The following is a 16,451-nucleotide window of genomic DNA, read 5'->3' on the forward strand; positions in this document are numbered from 1 at the left end:
GCTTCTGTTAAGAGTTATACCGGACAAGGAAATCCTTATTCCCATGATTTGAATAATAAAATTGTAGAAAACGGGCATTATGTATGGCTGAATTATTGTGAAAAAGAGCTGAGGGAATCATGGAATCAGCGCAGCAGGTTGGTTTATGACGGTAAGGACAGGAAAGGGCAGGACATTAAGTACACGTTGATTCGTTACCTTACCTCCAGGGGATTGGACAAAGATGCTAAGGGGGTTAATGCCCTAAGTGAGCAGGACGTGCGAAATATTGAATGGGGAATGTCTAACTATATTTTTCAGAATAAAATCGGGCTGTATCCAAAAATCTATGAAACTATTTGGCAGATTGATGTTTTTCGAAAGGGGGGTAACCCCAGCGGGCATTCTGTAACACAAAGGATTCTTTATCTTTCTGCAGCTTTCCATATTATAGGTGAAAATTTTTGGTTTGGTACCGGAACAGGTGATGTGAAAGCAGCGTTTCATACCATGTATAAGAAATTAGACTCTCCGCTGACTGCACGTTGGAGGCTGAGGGCACATAATCAATTTGTTACATTTTTTCTGAGTTTCGGGATATTCGGTTTTTGCTGGATTATGTTTGCATTTATTGCTCCCGTCATATTGGAAAAAAAATCTTTTGATTTTCTGACCTTCATCTTTTTGTTCGTGGCCTTTGCCTCCATGTTGAACGAGGATACTTTGGAAACCGAAGCAGGCATGGTTTTCTTCGCTTTCTTTTACTCTTTTTTTATCTTTGGGCGGGATAAAAAAACATTGGCATGCGTTTAGGTACTTCATTTTTTGAGCAGGATGTCTTGGTGGTCGCACCATTATTAATAGGTAAACAGTTGGTAAGGCTTTATGATGACGGACACCTTGAAAAATATATCATCAGCGAAACCGAAGCTTACGACGGGGAAAACGATTTGGCCTGCCATGCATGTAGAGGCCGTACCGAGCGCAATAAGGTGATGTACGGCCAGGGCGGATTAATTTATGTTTACCTGGTTTACGGGATGTACTGGATGATCAATTTCGTGACCGGTCAGAAGGACCAACCTCAGGCTGTATTGCTCAGGGGAGTTGAAGGAATAAACGGGCCGGGAAAACTTACCCGCCAGCTTCAAATTGATAAAAGTTTCTACGCTGAGGACCTGGCTACCTCTAAAAGAATTTGGGTGGAAGATGACGGAACCACTTCCAAATTCAGGACAGATAAACGGGTAGGCATTGACTATGCCGGTGATTACTGGAAAAACGTTCCCTGGAGATTTATAAAAATATAGTAACTTTTATTTGGACCCTTTTTGAGAATCTTTTATGCTGTTAGCAGGAGTTTCTTCTGCGGGATTATTCTTTTTTTCAGGCAAGGGCTCATTTCCATAGGCAACACCTTCGATTTCGTAAGCCGGTATTTCTCCATATCCGCCAATGGCCTCCTGGTGGGTGATTAATACAATAGAAGCTCCGACATTGACGGCTTTCTTCTTCAAACGGATAATGGCACTTTCCTTAGCCGCTTTTTTGCTTCTTGTACTTGGAGCGGAATTTGCAATTAGGTTCCCTCTGTTGTACAATCCCTGTATGTCATTAGGATTCTCTGTGGTCAATACCGATTCCCATTGGTTTTCTCCGATCATTTTAACAAGAGGTTCGTTGTATCTTTCGATTTTGCCGTCCCTGTATATGATTTTTTCAATCTGTTTCCTTTCTATGTTTTGGGTTTGTTTAAAAAGATCATAGTATGTGATTTCAGTTGGTGAAATATTGATGACTTCTCCTAAAATGTATTTGCCTCCGAGCCTGTAAATTGTATCTTTAGCAGCTTTTGCCGGCCCCGGTTTCTGACCAAAAACAAAAAAACAGGAACACAACATCGTTCCCATTAACAACAACTTTTTCATGATTCTATATATTTCTTCTGTAATCTGATGTAAATGAGCTGTATCACTTCTGAAATGGTCGAAATTATGCACTGAAATTTCAGGAAACATACTCAAAGCAAATATTAAACGGAATTTTCAAAAAAAAAAATATTGCTGCAAGAATTAAATTCGGATTGTTTTTAATCGTGTAAAAACTTTTCAAATGAAGGTTTTATTATCCGGCAGAATGAGTTTAATTTGTGCAATTATTTTTATACGTTATGATTCTTTCAGAAAACTCACCACTGGACATATATAATCAAAAAAAAGATTTTTATGCTGATAAGGAAAAATCATTGAAAAGGAAACTTAACTGGTTATCTTTTTTTAGATTTTTTGTTTTCCTCTTTGCCCTTATTTTATTTTATGTCTTTTTTGCCAACCTGCGCATCCTTTCCTATATTTCGTTGTTTGCGGGAATTATAGCTTTTGCCTTGTTGCTTAGAAAATATTCCGTCCTGGAAATATTGAAAGACAGGACTGCCGGACTATGCCGTATCAATGAGAATGAAATCAAAGCCATGCAGGGAGATTTTTCCTCCTTCTATCCCGGAGATGAGTATATTGATCACGGGCATTCTTATTCCTATGACCTTGATTTATTTGGGGCAGGCTCTATTTTTCAATATCTGGACCGCACCTGTACCTGTGAAGGGAATAAATTGCTGGCCCAATGGCTTACCCATCCATCAAAGGATAAAAATGAAATTATATCCAGGCAAAAGGCTGTAGCTGATTTGTCTGAACATATTGACTGGCGGCAAAATTTTGAAGCCATCGGTAATTGCCTGGATGAAAAAACTTCAGATAAGGAAGAGTTTATACAGTGGTTATCGCAGCCTTCAGTGTTTTTGGAAAGCAGGTTTTATCGTTGGTCCCGTTTTATTATACCTGCAATTACCTTTGCGGTAATTGTTCTGGCAGCATGTTCACTGCTCTCGTGGTATGCCTTGTTATTGGCATTCCTGTTTCAGCTTTTTATTGCAGGAAGGGAAAACCAATATATTATTTCTTCTTATTTGCAATTGGGCACAAAAGAGCAGTCAATCAGTAAATATCGTTATCTGGCAGAGATGAGCATCAAAGGGAAATTTGCTGATCCCCGTTTACACGATTTGCAGTCAAAGTTGAACGATGGCTCGGGATTCTCGCTGAAGGAATTGGAAAAACTCGAAAAAATCCTGCATGCTTTTGAGCACCGGAACAATATGATTGCAGGATTTTTACTGAACGGATTTTTATTATGGGATATCCAATGTGTTCTGGAACTTGAAAGCTGGCGAGGCCGGAACAGATTGCTCGCCGAAAGATGGTTCGATGAAATTGCAGCGTTTGATGCCCTTTCCTCTTTGGCAAATTTTAGGTACAATCATCCTGATTATGTTTTCCCTCAGATTAGTACAGGGCTCCCGGTTTTAGATGTCCGTCAAATGGGGCATCCATTGCTTGATGAGAAAGTCAGGGTCTGCAATGATTTCGGGATTGAATCTCGGGGGCAGTTTGCAATCATTACCGGTGCAAACATGGCCGGGAAAAGTACTTTCCTTCGCACCATCGGAGTGAACCTGATTCTGGCAATGACCGGAGCCCCGGTTTGTGCAAAAAAATTCCTGTTTGAACCTTTCGATTTGTTTACCAGCATGCGTACCACTGATTCCCTTACAAAAAATGAATCTTATTTTTATGCCGAGTTGAAAAGGCTCAAAGAACTGATTGGTAAACTTGAAAACGGTGAAAAGATATTTATTATTCTTGATGAAATATTAAAAGGGACCAACTCAACAGACAAACAGGCCGGTTCAAAAGCCATATTGGAAAAACTCATCCGGTTAAAGGGTGTGGGGATCATCGCAACCCATGATTTGTCGCTTACTGACCTGCAAAAAAAATATCCACAATTCATTCAAAACAGATGTTTTGAAATAGAAATTAATGGTGCCAAAATTTATTTCGATTATCTATTAAAGGAGGGCATCACCCGCAAGATGAATGCCATGTTGCTCATGCAGCAAATGGGGCTGGTTTCGTCCTTGTCGTAAAATTTTAATTTAAAATTATTAACAATTTTATTTATTTTTGAACAGCAAGGTTGTTCAAAATTCTTTTCCACTGCTTTTTTTTCTTTTTTTATCTTTGTCAAAACTAATAGAAAAGTATGACTGCTGTATATTCAGAAGATACTATTCAAACCCTGGAATGGAATGAACATATCCGCCGCCGCCCCGGAATGTATATCGGCAAGCTGGGTGACGGCTCTTCCCAGGATGATGGTATCTATATATTAATTAAGGAAGTAATCGACAATTCCATTGATGAATACATGATGGGATTTGGCAGGAAGATTGACATCAATATCTCCGACCACAAAGTGACCGTCAGGGATTATGGCCGTGGTGTGCCTTTGGGAAAAGTGAAAGATGTGGCTTCCAGGATGAATACCGGGGCTAAATATGATTCTAAGGTTTTTAAAAAATCGGTTGGGTTGAATGGCGTGGGTATCAAGGCTGTCAATGCTTTGTCGTCCAGTTTTAAAATCCAGTCATTCCGCGAGGGACAGGTTATGTCTGTTGATTTCACAGGCGGAAAACTGCTGAACGAGTCGCTCGAAAAATGTAACGGTAATCCTAATGGCACGCTGATCACATTTATGCCTGATGAACTGCTCTTTGGAAATTACCGTTTTATCTCGGAATATGTGGAAAATCTGATCCGCAACTATGTCTTTCTGAATTCTGGCCTGACCATTAATTTTAATGGTTCGGTTTATTATTCCAAGAATGGATTGCTCGACCTGCTTAACGAAAACATGAGCTCTCCCGGCTTATATCCCATCATCTATCTGAAGGGCGAAGATATTGAAGTGGCCATTACACATGGAGAACAATATGGGGAAGAATATTATTCCTTTGTCAACGGCCAGCATACGGTTCAGGGCGGGACGCACCTGACAGCCTTCCGCGAAGCCTTTGTAAAGACTATCCGTGAATTTTATAAAAAGGATTTTGATGCAGCCGATATCCGGGCTTCAATCGTGGCTGCTGTGAGCATAAAGGTTGAAGAACCTGTTTTTGAATCCCAGACAAAAACCAAACTGGGGAGCAAGGACATGTCTCCCGACGGGATTTCGGTCAGCAAATTTATCAACGATTTCATCAAGGAAAACCTGGATAATTATTTGCACAAAAATTCGGAAACCGCGGATATCCTGCTTCATAAGATTCAGGATTCTGAAAAAGAAAGGAAAGCTATTTCCGGAATACAAAAGTTAGCCCGCGAAAGGGCGAAGAAAGTCAGTTTACACAACCGTAAATTACGCGATTGCCGTATTCATTATGATTCGAATGATGAACGGCGGCTTGAGTCCACTATATTTATTACCGAGGGTGATTCGGCCAGCGGAAGTATCACCAAATCAAGGGATGTGAATACACAGGCCGTGTTCAGCCTCAGGGGCAAGCCACTCAATACTTTCGGGCTCACCAAAAAGGTGGTTTATGAAAATGAGGAATTCAACCTCCTGCAGGCTGCCCTCAATATTGAAGACGGGATGGATAACCTGCGTTACAACAATGTGGTGGTTGCTACCGATGCCGATGTGGACGGTATGCACATCCGGCTGTTGATGATTACTTTTTTCCTCCAGTTTTTCCCTGACCTGATTAAAAACGGGCACTTGTATATTTTGCAAACGCCCTTGTTCAGGGTTAGGAATAAGAAGGAGACTATTTATACCTATTCCCAGGAGGAAAAGGAATCGGCGATAAAGAAGCTGGGTGCCAATGTGGAAATAACCCGTTTTAAAGGATTGGGGGAGATCTCCCCGGATGAATTCCAGTATTTTATTGGAGCCGATATCCGGCTTGATCCCGTGCGTCTGAAAAAGACTGACGGAGTACATTCCATGCTCGAATTTTATATGGGGAAAAATACTCCGGAACGGCAGGGGTTTATTATTGATAATTTGAAAATCGAAGAAGATTTGGTTGAAGAAGAAAGCTCAAAATAGATGAACGACGAAAATAACAACATAGAGAATACTGAAAATGCTGCTGAGAAACCTGAAAATACTCCGGAAAGTGAAGTAACAGAAGGTGTTTTGGCAGAAGGTGGCGGAGAACATGGTCCGGATGACCTGAAGAAAATCTCCCTGCTTTCTGGCATGTATCAGGACTGGTTTTTGGAATATGCTTCCTACGTGATTCTGGAAAGGGCTGTTCCTCATATAGAGGATGGTTTGAAGCCTGTGCAGAGGCGTATCCTCCATTCTATGAAACGTATGGATGACGGGCGCTACAATAAGGTGGCCAATATTGTCGGCCATACCATGCAGTTCCATCCTCACGGCGATGCTTCCATTGGCGATGCCCTGGTTCAGCTTGGACAGAAAGAATTGCTTGTCGATGCCCAGGGTAACTGGGGCAATATTCTGACCGGTGATTCGGCTGCAGCTCCCCGGTACATTGAAGCCCGCCTTTCCAAATTTGCGCTGGAGGTGGTTTTTAATCCCAAAACCACGCAATGGCAGCTTTCTTACGATGGACGGAACAAGGAGCCGGTTACCCTGCCTGTTAAATTCCCTCTTCTGCTGAATCTGGGCGTTGAAGGTATTGCTGTAGGCCTGGCTTCTAAAATTCTTCCCCATAATTTTAATGAGCTGATTGATGCTTCCATTGATTATCTGAAAGGAAAAGAATTCCAGATTTTTCCGGATTTTCCTACTGGCGGTATGATTGATGTATCAAAATATAATGACGGGATCAGGGGAGGAGTAGTTAAAGTCAGGGCGCGCATCAAGCAATTTGATAAGAAAACCCTGGTTATTACTGAAATTCCTTATGGCACTACCACCGGAAGTCTTATAGATTCAATTGCCAAAGCCAGTGAGAAGGGTAAGATCAAAATCAAGAAAATTGACGATAATACTGCTCAAAATGTTGAAATCCTTATTCATTTGGCAGCAGGGGTTTCGCCCGACAAGACCATTGATGCCCTTTATGCTTTTACTGATTGCGAAAGCCCGATATCACCCAATTGTTGTGTGATTAAGGAAAGCAGACCTTGCTTTATCGGTGTTAGCGAAATTCTTAGGTATTCGACCGACCGTACCGTCGAGTTGCTTACCAGCGAATTGCAGATAAGGATGACTGAACTGGAAGACGATTGGCACATGTCATCCCTGGAAAAAATATTTATCGAAAATCATATTTATAATGATATTGAAAATTGCGAAACCTGGGAATCCGTAATCTCTACCATCGACAGCGGGCTTGAACCCTTTAAAAAACTTCTCCGCCGTAAAGTGGTGACGGAAGATATAGTCAAACTTACAGAGATCAAGATTAAACGGATTTCCAAGTTCGATGCGAAAAAGGCCGATGAATATATCAAGGGGCTTGAATCCGAGATGGAAGTGGTGAGATATAACCTTGATCATATTATTGACTATGCCATTGATTATTTCAAAGGAATAAAGAAAAAATACGGTGCAGGCAAGGAAAGAAAAACCGAGATCCGTAGCTTTGAAACCATTGTGGCTACTCAGGTTGTTGAGGCTAATGAAAAACTTTATGTCAACAGGGATGAGGGATTTGCCGGTACAGGCCTGAAAAAAGACGAGTACGTTTGCGATTGCTCGGATATTGATGATATTATTGCCTTTAAAAAGGATGGGACTTATTTGATGTCCAAGGTTGCAGAAAAATCATTCCTTGGGAAAAACATTCTTCATATTGCAGTTTATAATAAGAATGATAATCGGACCATTTATAATGTGATTTACCGGGATGGGTACAACGGGAACATCATGGTGAAACGTACCGCTGTTACAGGACTGACGCGGGATAAAGAATATAACATAACCAAAGGGACTAAAGGTTCTGAAATATTGTATTTTAGTATTAGTCCAAATGGCGAAAAAGAAGTCATAAAGGTTTACCTGAAGCCGCGTCCCCGTCTGAAAAATTTAATATTTGAATTCGATTTTGGAACTCTGGCCGTGAAAGGACGGAATTCGATGGGTAATATTCTCAGCCGTTACTCTATCCATAAAATTGTTTTGCTCGAAAAAGGGAAAACAGAAGTTGCTGGCCAGCAGATCTGGTTTGATTCTGACGTGAAGCGTCTTAATATCGACGGGCGGGGAGATTTATTGGGAGAATTTAATAAGGAGGATAAAATATTAATTCTAACCGCCTCGGGCAGTTACCGCTTGTATACTTATGATCTGGAAAATCATTTTGAAGAAGATTTGCTCAAAATTGAAAAATTTGATCCGGGAAAGGTTTACACAGCCATTTATTTTGATGCTACCCAGAAATATTATTATCTGAAACGGTTTAATCTTGAACCCACTAATGAGTTGACCAGTTTTATTGATGATAATCCTAATTCCAACCTGATTCGTATAAGTGAAGAAAAGTACCCCTGTTTCAAAATAATCTTCAAAGGTAAACATGCCAAACGCGATCCCGAACTGGTTGACGCTGATGCTTTTATAACTATCAAGGGATTTAAGGCCAAAGGGAAAAGGCTGACTACTTTTGATGTGAAAAAGATCGAAGAAGTTGAACCTTTGGAAAAAGAGGAACCGGAGCCTGAAGAACCGGAAGATAACAATGATGAGGGCGAAGACTTGGGCGAACCGCCTGATTTTTCCAAGGATGACGGAAATGCCTCACAAATGTCGCTGGAAATATAGTGAACAAAATCTTGCCAAGTCGGCGTAATGAAAATAAAAAAGGGTGATCCTCTCGGATACACCCTTTTTTCAACTAATTTCTAACCTAAATTATTTATTAAACCCATCATTTTGTTTTTAGACTGTTAAAATCTAAAAAGGTTTAGTCTCTATTATATTTTCCTGTAACTTATTTGCGGGCTGTACGTCTTATAATAAATTGCTGCGATTTTAAACCATAGATTAATAGCTGTTTAAACTAAAATTCTAATTAAAAATTAAAAAATTATTTGACTATGAAGACACAAATATTTTTAATCTTTTTTGCAATGGCGATTTTATCTTGTTCCTGTGCCGACATTTCAACAGTTACGGGGAATGGCCATACAACAATAACTAAAAGGACAGTTCCTTCTTACAAAGGGATAAGTATTAGCGGGGGTGTTGACTTATATATCACTCAGGGAGATTCTGAAAAAGTGGAAGTCCGGGTTGACGAAAACCTTCAGCCTATGATTAAAACTGAAGTAAATGACGGGATATTGAATGTTTATCTTGCCCGCGGCATCCTTTTTAAGATGAGCAAGGCGAGAGTAAATATTACTGTCAAAACTCTTTCTAAAATCAGTTGTTCAGGAGGTTCTGACGTCTTTACCAACAATATGCTGTCCGTTCCGGAATTATCGGTTGAAGCCAGCGGAGGAAGTGATGCCAAGCTTAGCATTCAGACTGAAAAATTTAATGGCAATGCCACGGGTGGATCGGATATCTATCTGAAAGGTGCAACAAAATTTTTTGATTGTTCTGCTTCCGGTGGAAGCGATATACATGCTAAAGAGTTAATGGTAGAAACTGCAAAAGTTGATGTTTCCGGAGGTTCGGATGTGCATCTGCATATAACCAAACAGTTGAATGCCAGTGCCAGTGGCGGTTCTGATGTTTATTACAGCGGTAACCCCCAGTTAAAAAATGTAGAAAAATCCGGAGGTTCTGATGTGATTGCCGAATAATTAAAGAAGGCTGCCAAAATAAACAGGCAGCCTTCTCCGTACGTAAAATGGAAGATCTTTATTTAGTGTCAATATAATTAGTAATCCAATCGCCAACTTCGCTTGTCGAATAAGCTTTCCCTTCTGCAATATCTTCGGTTGCGACTTTTGCCTCAAGCGATTTGTCAACGGCTTCGCGGATGAGAGATGCCTCTTCTTTCAGATTAAAAGCATATTCGAACATCATGGCAGCCGATAAAATGGTGCCAATAGGATTTGCGATGTTTTTGCCTGTGGCTTGCGGATAGGAGCCATGAATAGGCTCGAACAACGAGGTATGCAAGCCGATGGAAGCCGAAGGCAGCAAACCCAGTGATCCGGTAATCACGCTGGCTTCATCGGTCAGAATATCGCCAAACATATTTTCGGTAACAATTACATCAAAACGTTTAGGGTTTTGGATGAGCTGCATGGAGGCATTGTCGACAAAAAGAAAATCGACAGTTACCTCAGGGTAATCCTTGCTTAATTCCTGAACGGTTTCACGCCAAAGCCTTGAAGAAGCAAGTACATTGGCTTTGTCAACAGCAGTAAGTTTCTTGTTCCTTTTTTGTGCATATTCGAAAGCCAGCCGGGTAACTCTTTCAATTTCAGCTTTTGAATAAATACAGGTGTCATAAGCGGTTTGACCGTCTTCGCTGCGGCCGCGGGGCTGTCCGAAATAAAGGCCTCCGGTTAGCTCGCGCACGACAATAAAATCAACACCCTCAATTAAAGGTGTTTTAAGTGGGGATTTTTCGATCAATGATTTGAAAGTGGTTACCGGGCGAATGTTCGCAAAAAGTCCAAGCTGTTTGCGCATAGCCAGCAGACCTTGCTCCGGCCTTACTTTGGCTTTGGGGTCATTATCATATTTGGGATCTCCGACAGCTCCAAACAGTACGGCATCGGATTTCATACATAGTTTAAAGGTTTCTTCAGGGAAAGGATCTCCTGTTTTATCAATGGCAATGGCACCGGCTAAACCATATTCAAAATTGACGGTATGATTAAATTTGAGGCAAACCGCTTTTACAACTTTTAATGTCTGGTCCATGATTTCCGGACCTATGCCGTCTCCGGGCAAAACTGCAATATTCATTTTCATACGTAAATAATTGATTTTAAGATGTCGTATGGAACTCCATGTTTGCTATTTTTATTTGTGTTTTGCGTTTATTCGCAAACATGTTCGTTTCATAAGTAAATAATTAATTTTTCAAGACATCATGCAACTTTCGTTTTGCGATTTTGTCGGTTTTCATATTTGTCCTGAAATATGTTAAATCTGTATTTTAGTTTTTTAATTTCTTAATCAATTAATCATATTAAAGATAAGAAATTTATTCGTTTTCAATCATATTAAGCATTTTGATTGTTGCTTTAATTGCGGCTACGGTCTGATCGGGATCAAGACCTCTGGTTTTAAAACTTTTTCCGTTACGCCAGGTAATGACGGTCTCAACCAAAGCATCTGTCCTGCCTCCGGGAGGGATAGAAACGACATAATCCATCAGTTTGGGGATCTTTTTATGCAGGTCCTGATAAATCTTTTTAATAGCTTTCATAAAGGCATCGTATTGACCGTCGCCTGGGGAAGTTTCCTGATACAATTTCTTGTCTATTTCAAGACTGACCGTGGCCACAGGCTTTAGCCCTTCAGCCAGGGAAAGGGAATAGTTGCGGATTTTGATTTTGTCCTTTTCGATTTCGCTTTTCAGTACATCGGAAATGATATAGGGCAGATCTTCGGCCGTAACATTTTCCTTGCGGTCGCCCAGTTCCACGACCCGTCTGGTAACTTTCCGGAGTGCTTCTGCATCTAGCTTGATACCTATTTCGTCGAGGTTTTTCAGAATGTTCGATTTGCCGGCAGTCTTGCCCATGGCATATTTCCTTTCTCTTCCAAAACGTTCGGGCAGCAGGTCATTATAATAGAGCTTGTTTTTAGTATCTCCGTCAGCATGGACCCCGCTGGTCTGGGTAAATACATTTTCTCCGACAATAGGCTTGTTGGCAGGAATCCGGATTCCTGAAAATGTCTCTATCATTTTACTGACGATATAGATTTTTTTCTCATTGACAGAGAGGTCCATTTTACAGTGATCCCGGATAATCGGAATGACGCTTGAGAGCGGGGCGTTCCCGGCTCTTTCCCCCAATCCGTTAATGGTTGTATGAATCCCCGGGATTCCAGCCTTGATAGCTGCATAAACATTAGCAGCGGCCATGTCATAATCATTATGTGCATGGAAATCGAAACGGATACCGGGATATTTATCAACCATCAGCTTACAGTATTTGTATGTCTCATCAGGATTTAAGATACCCAATGTGTCCGGGAGCATGAAATGTTCTATGTTTGAATCCTTGAGCGAATCGAGCATATAGTAAACATAGTTGATGGAATTGCGCATCCCGTTCGACCAGTCCTCCAGGTAGATATTTACTTTTATGCCTTCCTGGTTGGCCAGGTCAACCGATTCTTTAATGTTTTTTATATGTTCTTCGGGGGTTTTGTGCAATTGCCCGGAAAGATGCTTGAGAGAGCCTTTGCTCAGAAGGTTCATTACTTTTGCCCCGGTTTGCTTTAGCCAGTTGATTGAAATATCTCCGTCTACAAACCCCAATACTTCAATACGGTCAAGGCATTTGTTTTTGTTGGCCCAGTCAGTAATCCTTTTCACTCCGTTAAATTCTCCTTCCGACACTCTGGCTGAAGCGATTTCGATTCGGTCAATATTTAGTTCTTCAATTAACAGTTTTGCAATATGGAGCTTTTCCAGTTCGGTAAACGCTATGCCCGATGTCTGTTCCCCGTCTCGCAGGGTTGTGTCCATTATTTCAATTTTCATGCTTGAAAAATTAATTTGTTGAAAATCAGATTATATGGGAATGAATAACTACCTAATTCTATTAAAGAGTTGGGCGGGTTTTTGAAGTAGTAAATAAAATGGTTACTTCCGGATGATCCCGGAATAGGGCATATCCGGAAGTATATTAATTTTATCTGGAGGCTTCAAAAGTTTTAATTTGATCTTTAATGCTTAACAGGTAATCAATATCATCGTATCCGTTAAGTAGGCAATTTTTTTTGTGTTTGTTGATTTCGAATTGCTCGCTTCTACCCGAATCAACAATCGTAATTGTTTGCTCAGGAAGATCAATTTTTATTTTTGAATTTTTATCCTTTTCTACCTGTGTGAAAATATCGGCCAGAAAGGATTCGGAAACCTGTACCGGCAATAAGCCGTTGTTCAGTGCGTTATTTTTGAAAATATCTGCAAAAAAACTTGAGACCACTGCCCTGAATCCATAATCGTAAATTGCCCAGGCAGCATGTTCACGGCTTGACCCGCTGCCAAAGTTTTTCCCTCCAACCAGGATTTTTCCTGAATATCCGGGCTGATTCAGAACAAAACTGTCCACTTTTTTATTGGCCTTGTTATAACGCCAATCCCTGAACAGGTTATCACCGAAACCTTTACGTTCTGTAGCTTTTAAAAAGCGGGCGGGGATAATCTGGTCTGTGTCAATATTTTCTATATTTATGGGTACACAGGGTGTTTCTAATATTTTAAATTTATCGTATGGCATAATTTGTTGTAATTTTGATGAATAATAAAAATAGCCTGAAAATGCGTGGCTGCCGGATATTACATCAGTTTCCTGGGATCTGTGATTTTTCCCGTAATGGCAACTGCTGCAGCTGTTAACGGGCTGGCCAGGAATGTCCTTGATTTGGGCCCCTGACGGCCTTCAAAATTACGGTTAGAGGTGGAAACGCAATATTCCCCTTCGGGAACCTTATCCTCATTCATGGCCAGGCAGGCAGAACATCCCGGTTGCCTGAGTTCGAAACCTGCTTCTTTTAATATGTCTTCAATACCTTCCTCCCTGGCTTGCTTTTCCACTTTTTTTGAACCGGGAACGATGAGGGCATGTATGTTGCTTGCTTTCTTCTTGCCTTTTACAAAACTGGCAAATTGCCTGAGGTCTTCGATACGGCCGTTGGTACAGCTGCCAACAAATACCCAGTTTACCTGCTTGCCTTCAAGGGAACTGCCCGGTTTCAGGTCAACATATTCCAGTGCTTTTTGGAAAGACTGAAGGGTTACTTCATCCATGCCTTCACCTGTCGGGATTGTCCCTGTAATGGGTATGCCCATTCCCGGATTGGTTCCATAGGTGATCATGGGCTGGATATCGGCAGCATCGAAATGATACTCCTTGTCAAATGCTGCACCTTCGTCGGTAAACAAATTCGCCCACTGTTCCATCTTTTTTCCCCATTCTCTGGCCTTAGGGGCATATTCTTTTCGCTTAAGATATTCGTAAGTGACATGGTCGGGGGCAATCATACCGCCTCGGGCACCCATTTCTATGCTCATGTTGCAGATGGTCATACGGCCTTCCATCGAAAGGTTTTTAATGGCTTCGCCGGCAAATTCTATGAAATGGCCTGTGCCTCCACTGGTCGAAATTTTTGAAATGATATACAGGATGATGTCTTTGGCACCAACTCCTTTTGCGGTTTTTCCATCCACGGTAATACGCATTTTCTTCGGTTTCATCTGCATAATACATTGGCTGGCCAAAACCATTTCAACTTCGCTGGTACCTATTCCAAAGGCCACACTGCCAAAAGCGCCGTGGGTTGAGGTATGGCTGTCTCCACAGACGATAGTCATACCGGGTAAGGTAAGTCCGAGTTCTGGGCCGATGACGTGGATAATCCCATGTTTGGGATTTCCCAGGCCAAACATTTTAATTTTGTGATTTTCGCAATTGCGGGAGAGTGTTTCAACCTGCAGGCGGGAAAGTTCATCAGCAATAGGCAGATGTTGATTGATTGTCGGCACGTTGTGGTCAGGTGAAGCAAATGTCCGTTTGGGCATCAGAACCGGTACCTGGCGTTGCTCAATGCCGGAGAAAGCCACAGGACTGGTAACTTCATGGATGTAATGACGGTCTATAAACAGTACATCAGGCCCACCGTTGATATGGGATACTACATGGGAATCCCAAATTTTGTCAAATAATGTTTTCTTTTCCAACTTGGTATAAGATTAGTTTATTACAATTTTAGAAAGAGCATTCAGATAAGCTTCAACCGATGCGGTAACGATATCCGTATTGGCAGCAAAACCCATATAGGTATTCCCTTTATATTGAATTTGCATATGAACCTTTCCTAAATCGTTACTTCCCCGGGTAATGGCCTGAACCAGGAACTCTTCAAGTACAACTCTCTTTTTTACAATATTTTTTACGGCAGTTAATGCGGCATCTACCGGTCCATTGCCGGTTGCAGTGGTTGCGACGGATTCCCCGTTTATGTTAAGCTTGACATACGCCGTGGGCACTGATGTCTTGCCGCATACCACCTGAAGTGTTTCAAGTTTGATCTTATGCTCGTTCCATGATTTGTCACCAACCAGGGCCAGCAAATCCTCATCGGTCACTTCTTTTTTTCTGTCAGCAACTTTTAAGAACTTATCGTACAGCTCATCCAGCTCTTTTTGTTCAAGTTCGTGTCCCAGCAATTCCAGCCTGTGCTTGAGCGCAGCCCGGCCGCTTCTGGCTGTTAATACGAAGCTTGATTCGTTGACGCCTACATCTTTCGGATTAATGATTTCGTAATTCTCTCTTCTTTTCAGTACGCCATCCTGATGAATACCTGAAGAATGGGCAAAAGCGTTGCGTCCGACGATGGCTTTATTCGCCTGGACAGGCATACGCATCAGATTGGATACCAATCCGCTGATGTGGTGAATCTTTTCCGTTACAATTCCGGTGTCGATCTGAATATCCTTGTGGCATTTCAAAATCATGGCGATTTCCTCAAGAGAGGTATTGCCGGCTCTTTCACCAATACCGTTTACCGTAACTTCAACCTGGCGGGCTCCATTGAGCACACCGCTTAATGTATTGGCTGTTGCCATGCCCAAATCATTATGGCAGTGTGTGGAAAGAATGGCTTTGTCTACGTTGGATACATGTTCCATCAGGTATTTGATTTTTGCACCATAATCCGAGGGAAGGCAATAGCCCGTAGTATCAGGAATATTTACAACTGTTGCTCCTGCCTTGATCACAGCTTCAACTACCCTGGCAAGATATTCGTTTTCGGTACGCCCCGCATCTTCGGCATAGAATTCAACATCCTCCACATATCTTTTGGCATATTTCACGGCAGCAATGGCACGTTCAATTATCTCTTCAGGGTTGGATTTTAATTTATATTTGATATGATAGTAAGAGGTTCCAATGCCTGTATGTATCCTTTTTCTTTTAGCAAATTCCAGTGATTGAGCTGCCACGTCAATATCTTTTTCAACGGCGCGGGTAAGAGCGCATATTACAGGCGATTCAACGGCTTTGGAAATTTCAATGACCGACTGGAAATCCCCAGGACTCGAAATGGGAAAACCGGCTTCGATTACATCAACACCCAATTCTTCGAGGGCCTTGGCTACTTCAATTTTTTCTACAGTGTTCAACTGGCAGCCGGGGACCTGTTCTCCATCTCTTAATGTGGTATCAAAAACAAATAATTTTTGGCTCATATTTTTTCGGATTTTAAATCAAAAAAAAAGGCCATCCTCAATTGAGAATGGCCTTGAAATTATTTTATCAATATAGTTTATACCACTCTCTGCCCATGCTCCATAATAATTAGAGATAGGAATAGGCTAATGAGAATGATAATACTATTACGCATGATTTTCCTTTTTTCAGTGCACAAAGGTATTGATAAAATCTTTTAATCAAAACAAAAAAGCCTAAAAAATGATACAAATTGAAAAATAATTTCAC

The 16,451-nt window shown here is 41.3% G+C and carries 12 protein-coding genes; 6 read left to right on the top strand and 6 right to left on the bottom strand.

Annotated features, from left to right (window positions below; translation table 11 throughout):
• Both Q8907_03910 and Q8907_03915 read left to right on the top strand, forming a co-directional pair.
• A partial coding sequence (locus tag Q8907_03910) for an O-antigen ligase family protein (GenBank protein MDP4273405.1) occupies window positions 1-792 on the top strand: 792 nt, incomplete at its 5' end.
• Window positions 783-1,289: a DNA-3-methyladenine glycosylase gene (locus tag Q8907_03915; GenBank protein ID MDP4273406.1), complete on the top strand. Its 507-nt coding sequence runs from the start codon at window positions 783-785 to the stop codon at window positions 1,287-1,289. The genes Q8907_03910 and Q8907_03915, both read left to right, overlap by 10 nt.
• A 6-nt stretch (window positions 1,290-1,295) precedes the next feature.
• On the opposite strand, the gene Q8907_03920 is transcribed toward Q8907_03915, so the two are convergent.
• Window positions 1,296-1,907, bottom strand: a complete 612-nt coding sequence (locus Q8907_03920) for a hypothetical protein (protein ID MDP4273407.1) — start codon at window positions 1,905-1,907, stop codon at window positions 1,296-1,298.
• 242 nt (window positions 1,908-2,149) lie between these two features.
• Between Q8907_03920 and Q8907_03925 the strand changes: the two genes are divergently transcribed.
• The 4 genes from Q8907_03925 to Q8907_03940 all read left to right on the top strand — a co-directional run bounded on the left by Q8907_03925 (window position 2,150) and on the right by Q8907_03940 (window position 9,614).
• Window positions 2,150-3,967 (top strand): hypothetical protein, encoded by a 1,818-nt coding sequence (locus tag Q8907_03925; GenBank protein MDP4273408.1) that lies wholly within the window; start codon window positions 2,150-2,152, stop codon window positions 3,965-3,967.
• A gap of 116 nt (window positions 3,968-4,083) precedes the next feature.
• The gene (locus tag Q8907_03930) at window positions 4,084-5,934 is read left to right on the top strand and encodes a DNA topoisomerase IV subunit B (GenBank protein ID MDP4273409.1); all 1,851 of its coding nucleotides are present in this window, start codon (window positions 4,084-4,086) and stop codon (window positions 5,932-5,934) included.
• Window positions 5,935-8,625, top strand: a complete 2,691-nt coding sequence (locus Q8907_03935) for a DNA gyrase/topoisomerase IV subunit A (protein ID MDP4273410.1) — start codon at window positions 5,935-5,937, stop codon at window positions 8,623-8,625. It abuts the gene before it with no gap.
• 275 nt (window positions 8,626-8,900) lie between these two features.
• On the top strand, window positions 8,901-9,614 hold the full coding sequence (locus Q8907_03940; protein MDP4273411.1) for a head GIN domain-containing protein: 714 nt from the start codon (window positions 8,901-8,903) through the stop codon (window positions 9,612-9,614).
• A gap of 58 nt (window positions 9,615-9,672) precedes the next feature.
• On the opposite strand, the gene leuB is transcribed toward Q8907_03940, so the two are convergent.
• From leuB to Q8907_03965, 5 genes are all read right to left on the bottom strand, one after another.
• Window positions 9,673-10,740 (bottom strand): 3-isopropylmalate dehydrogenase, encoded by a 1,068-nt coding sequence (gene leuB, locus Q8907_03945; protein MDP4273412.1) that lies wholly within the window; start codon window positions 10,738-10,740, stop codon window positions 9,673-9,675.
• Window positions 10,741-10,975: 235 nt separating this feature from the next.
• A complete protein-coding gene (locus tag Q8907_03950; protein ID MDP4273413.1) occupies window positions 10,976-12,487 on the bottom strand; it encodes an alpha-isopropylmalate synthase regulatory domain-containing protein in 1,512 nt (503 codons plus the stop codon).
• Window positions 12,488-12,638: 151 nt separating this feature from the next.
• Entirely contained in the window at window positions 12,639-13,229 is a 591-nt protein-coding gene (leuD, locus tag Q8907_03955) for a 3-isopropylmalate dehydratase small subunit (protein ID MDP4273414.1), read from the bottom strand.
• Between the two features lie 59 nt (window positions 13,230-13,288).
• Window positions 13,289-14,689 (bottom strand): 3-isopropylmalate dehydratase large subunit, encoded by a 1,401-nt coding sequence (gene leuC, locus Q8907_03960; protein ID MDP4273415.1) that lies wholly within the window; start codon window positions 14,687-14,689, stop codon window positions 13,289-13,291.
• A 12-nt stretch (window positions 14,690-14,701) separates the two neighbouring features.
• The gene (locus Q8907_03965) at window positions 14,702-16,201 is read right to left on the bottom strand and encodes a 2-isopropylmalate synthase (protein ID MDP4273416.1); all 1,500 of its coding nucleotides are present in this window, start codon (window positions 16,199-16,201) and stop codon (window positions 14,702-14,704) included.
• Window positions 16,202-16,451: the final 250 nt, after the last annotated feature.

The sequence above is a fragment of the Bacteroidota bacterium genome, assembly GCA_030706565.1.
In the GTDB taxonomy this organism is placed as follows: Bacteria; Bacteroidota; Bacteroidia; order Bacteroidales; family JAUZOH01; genus JAUZOH01.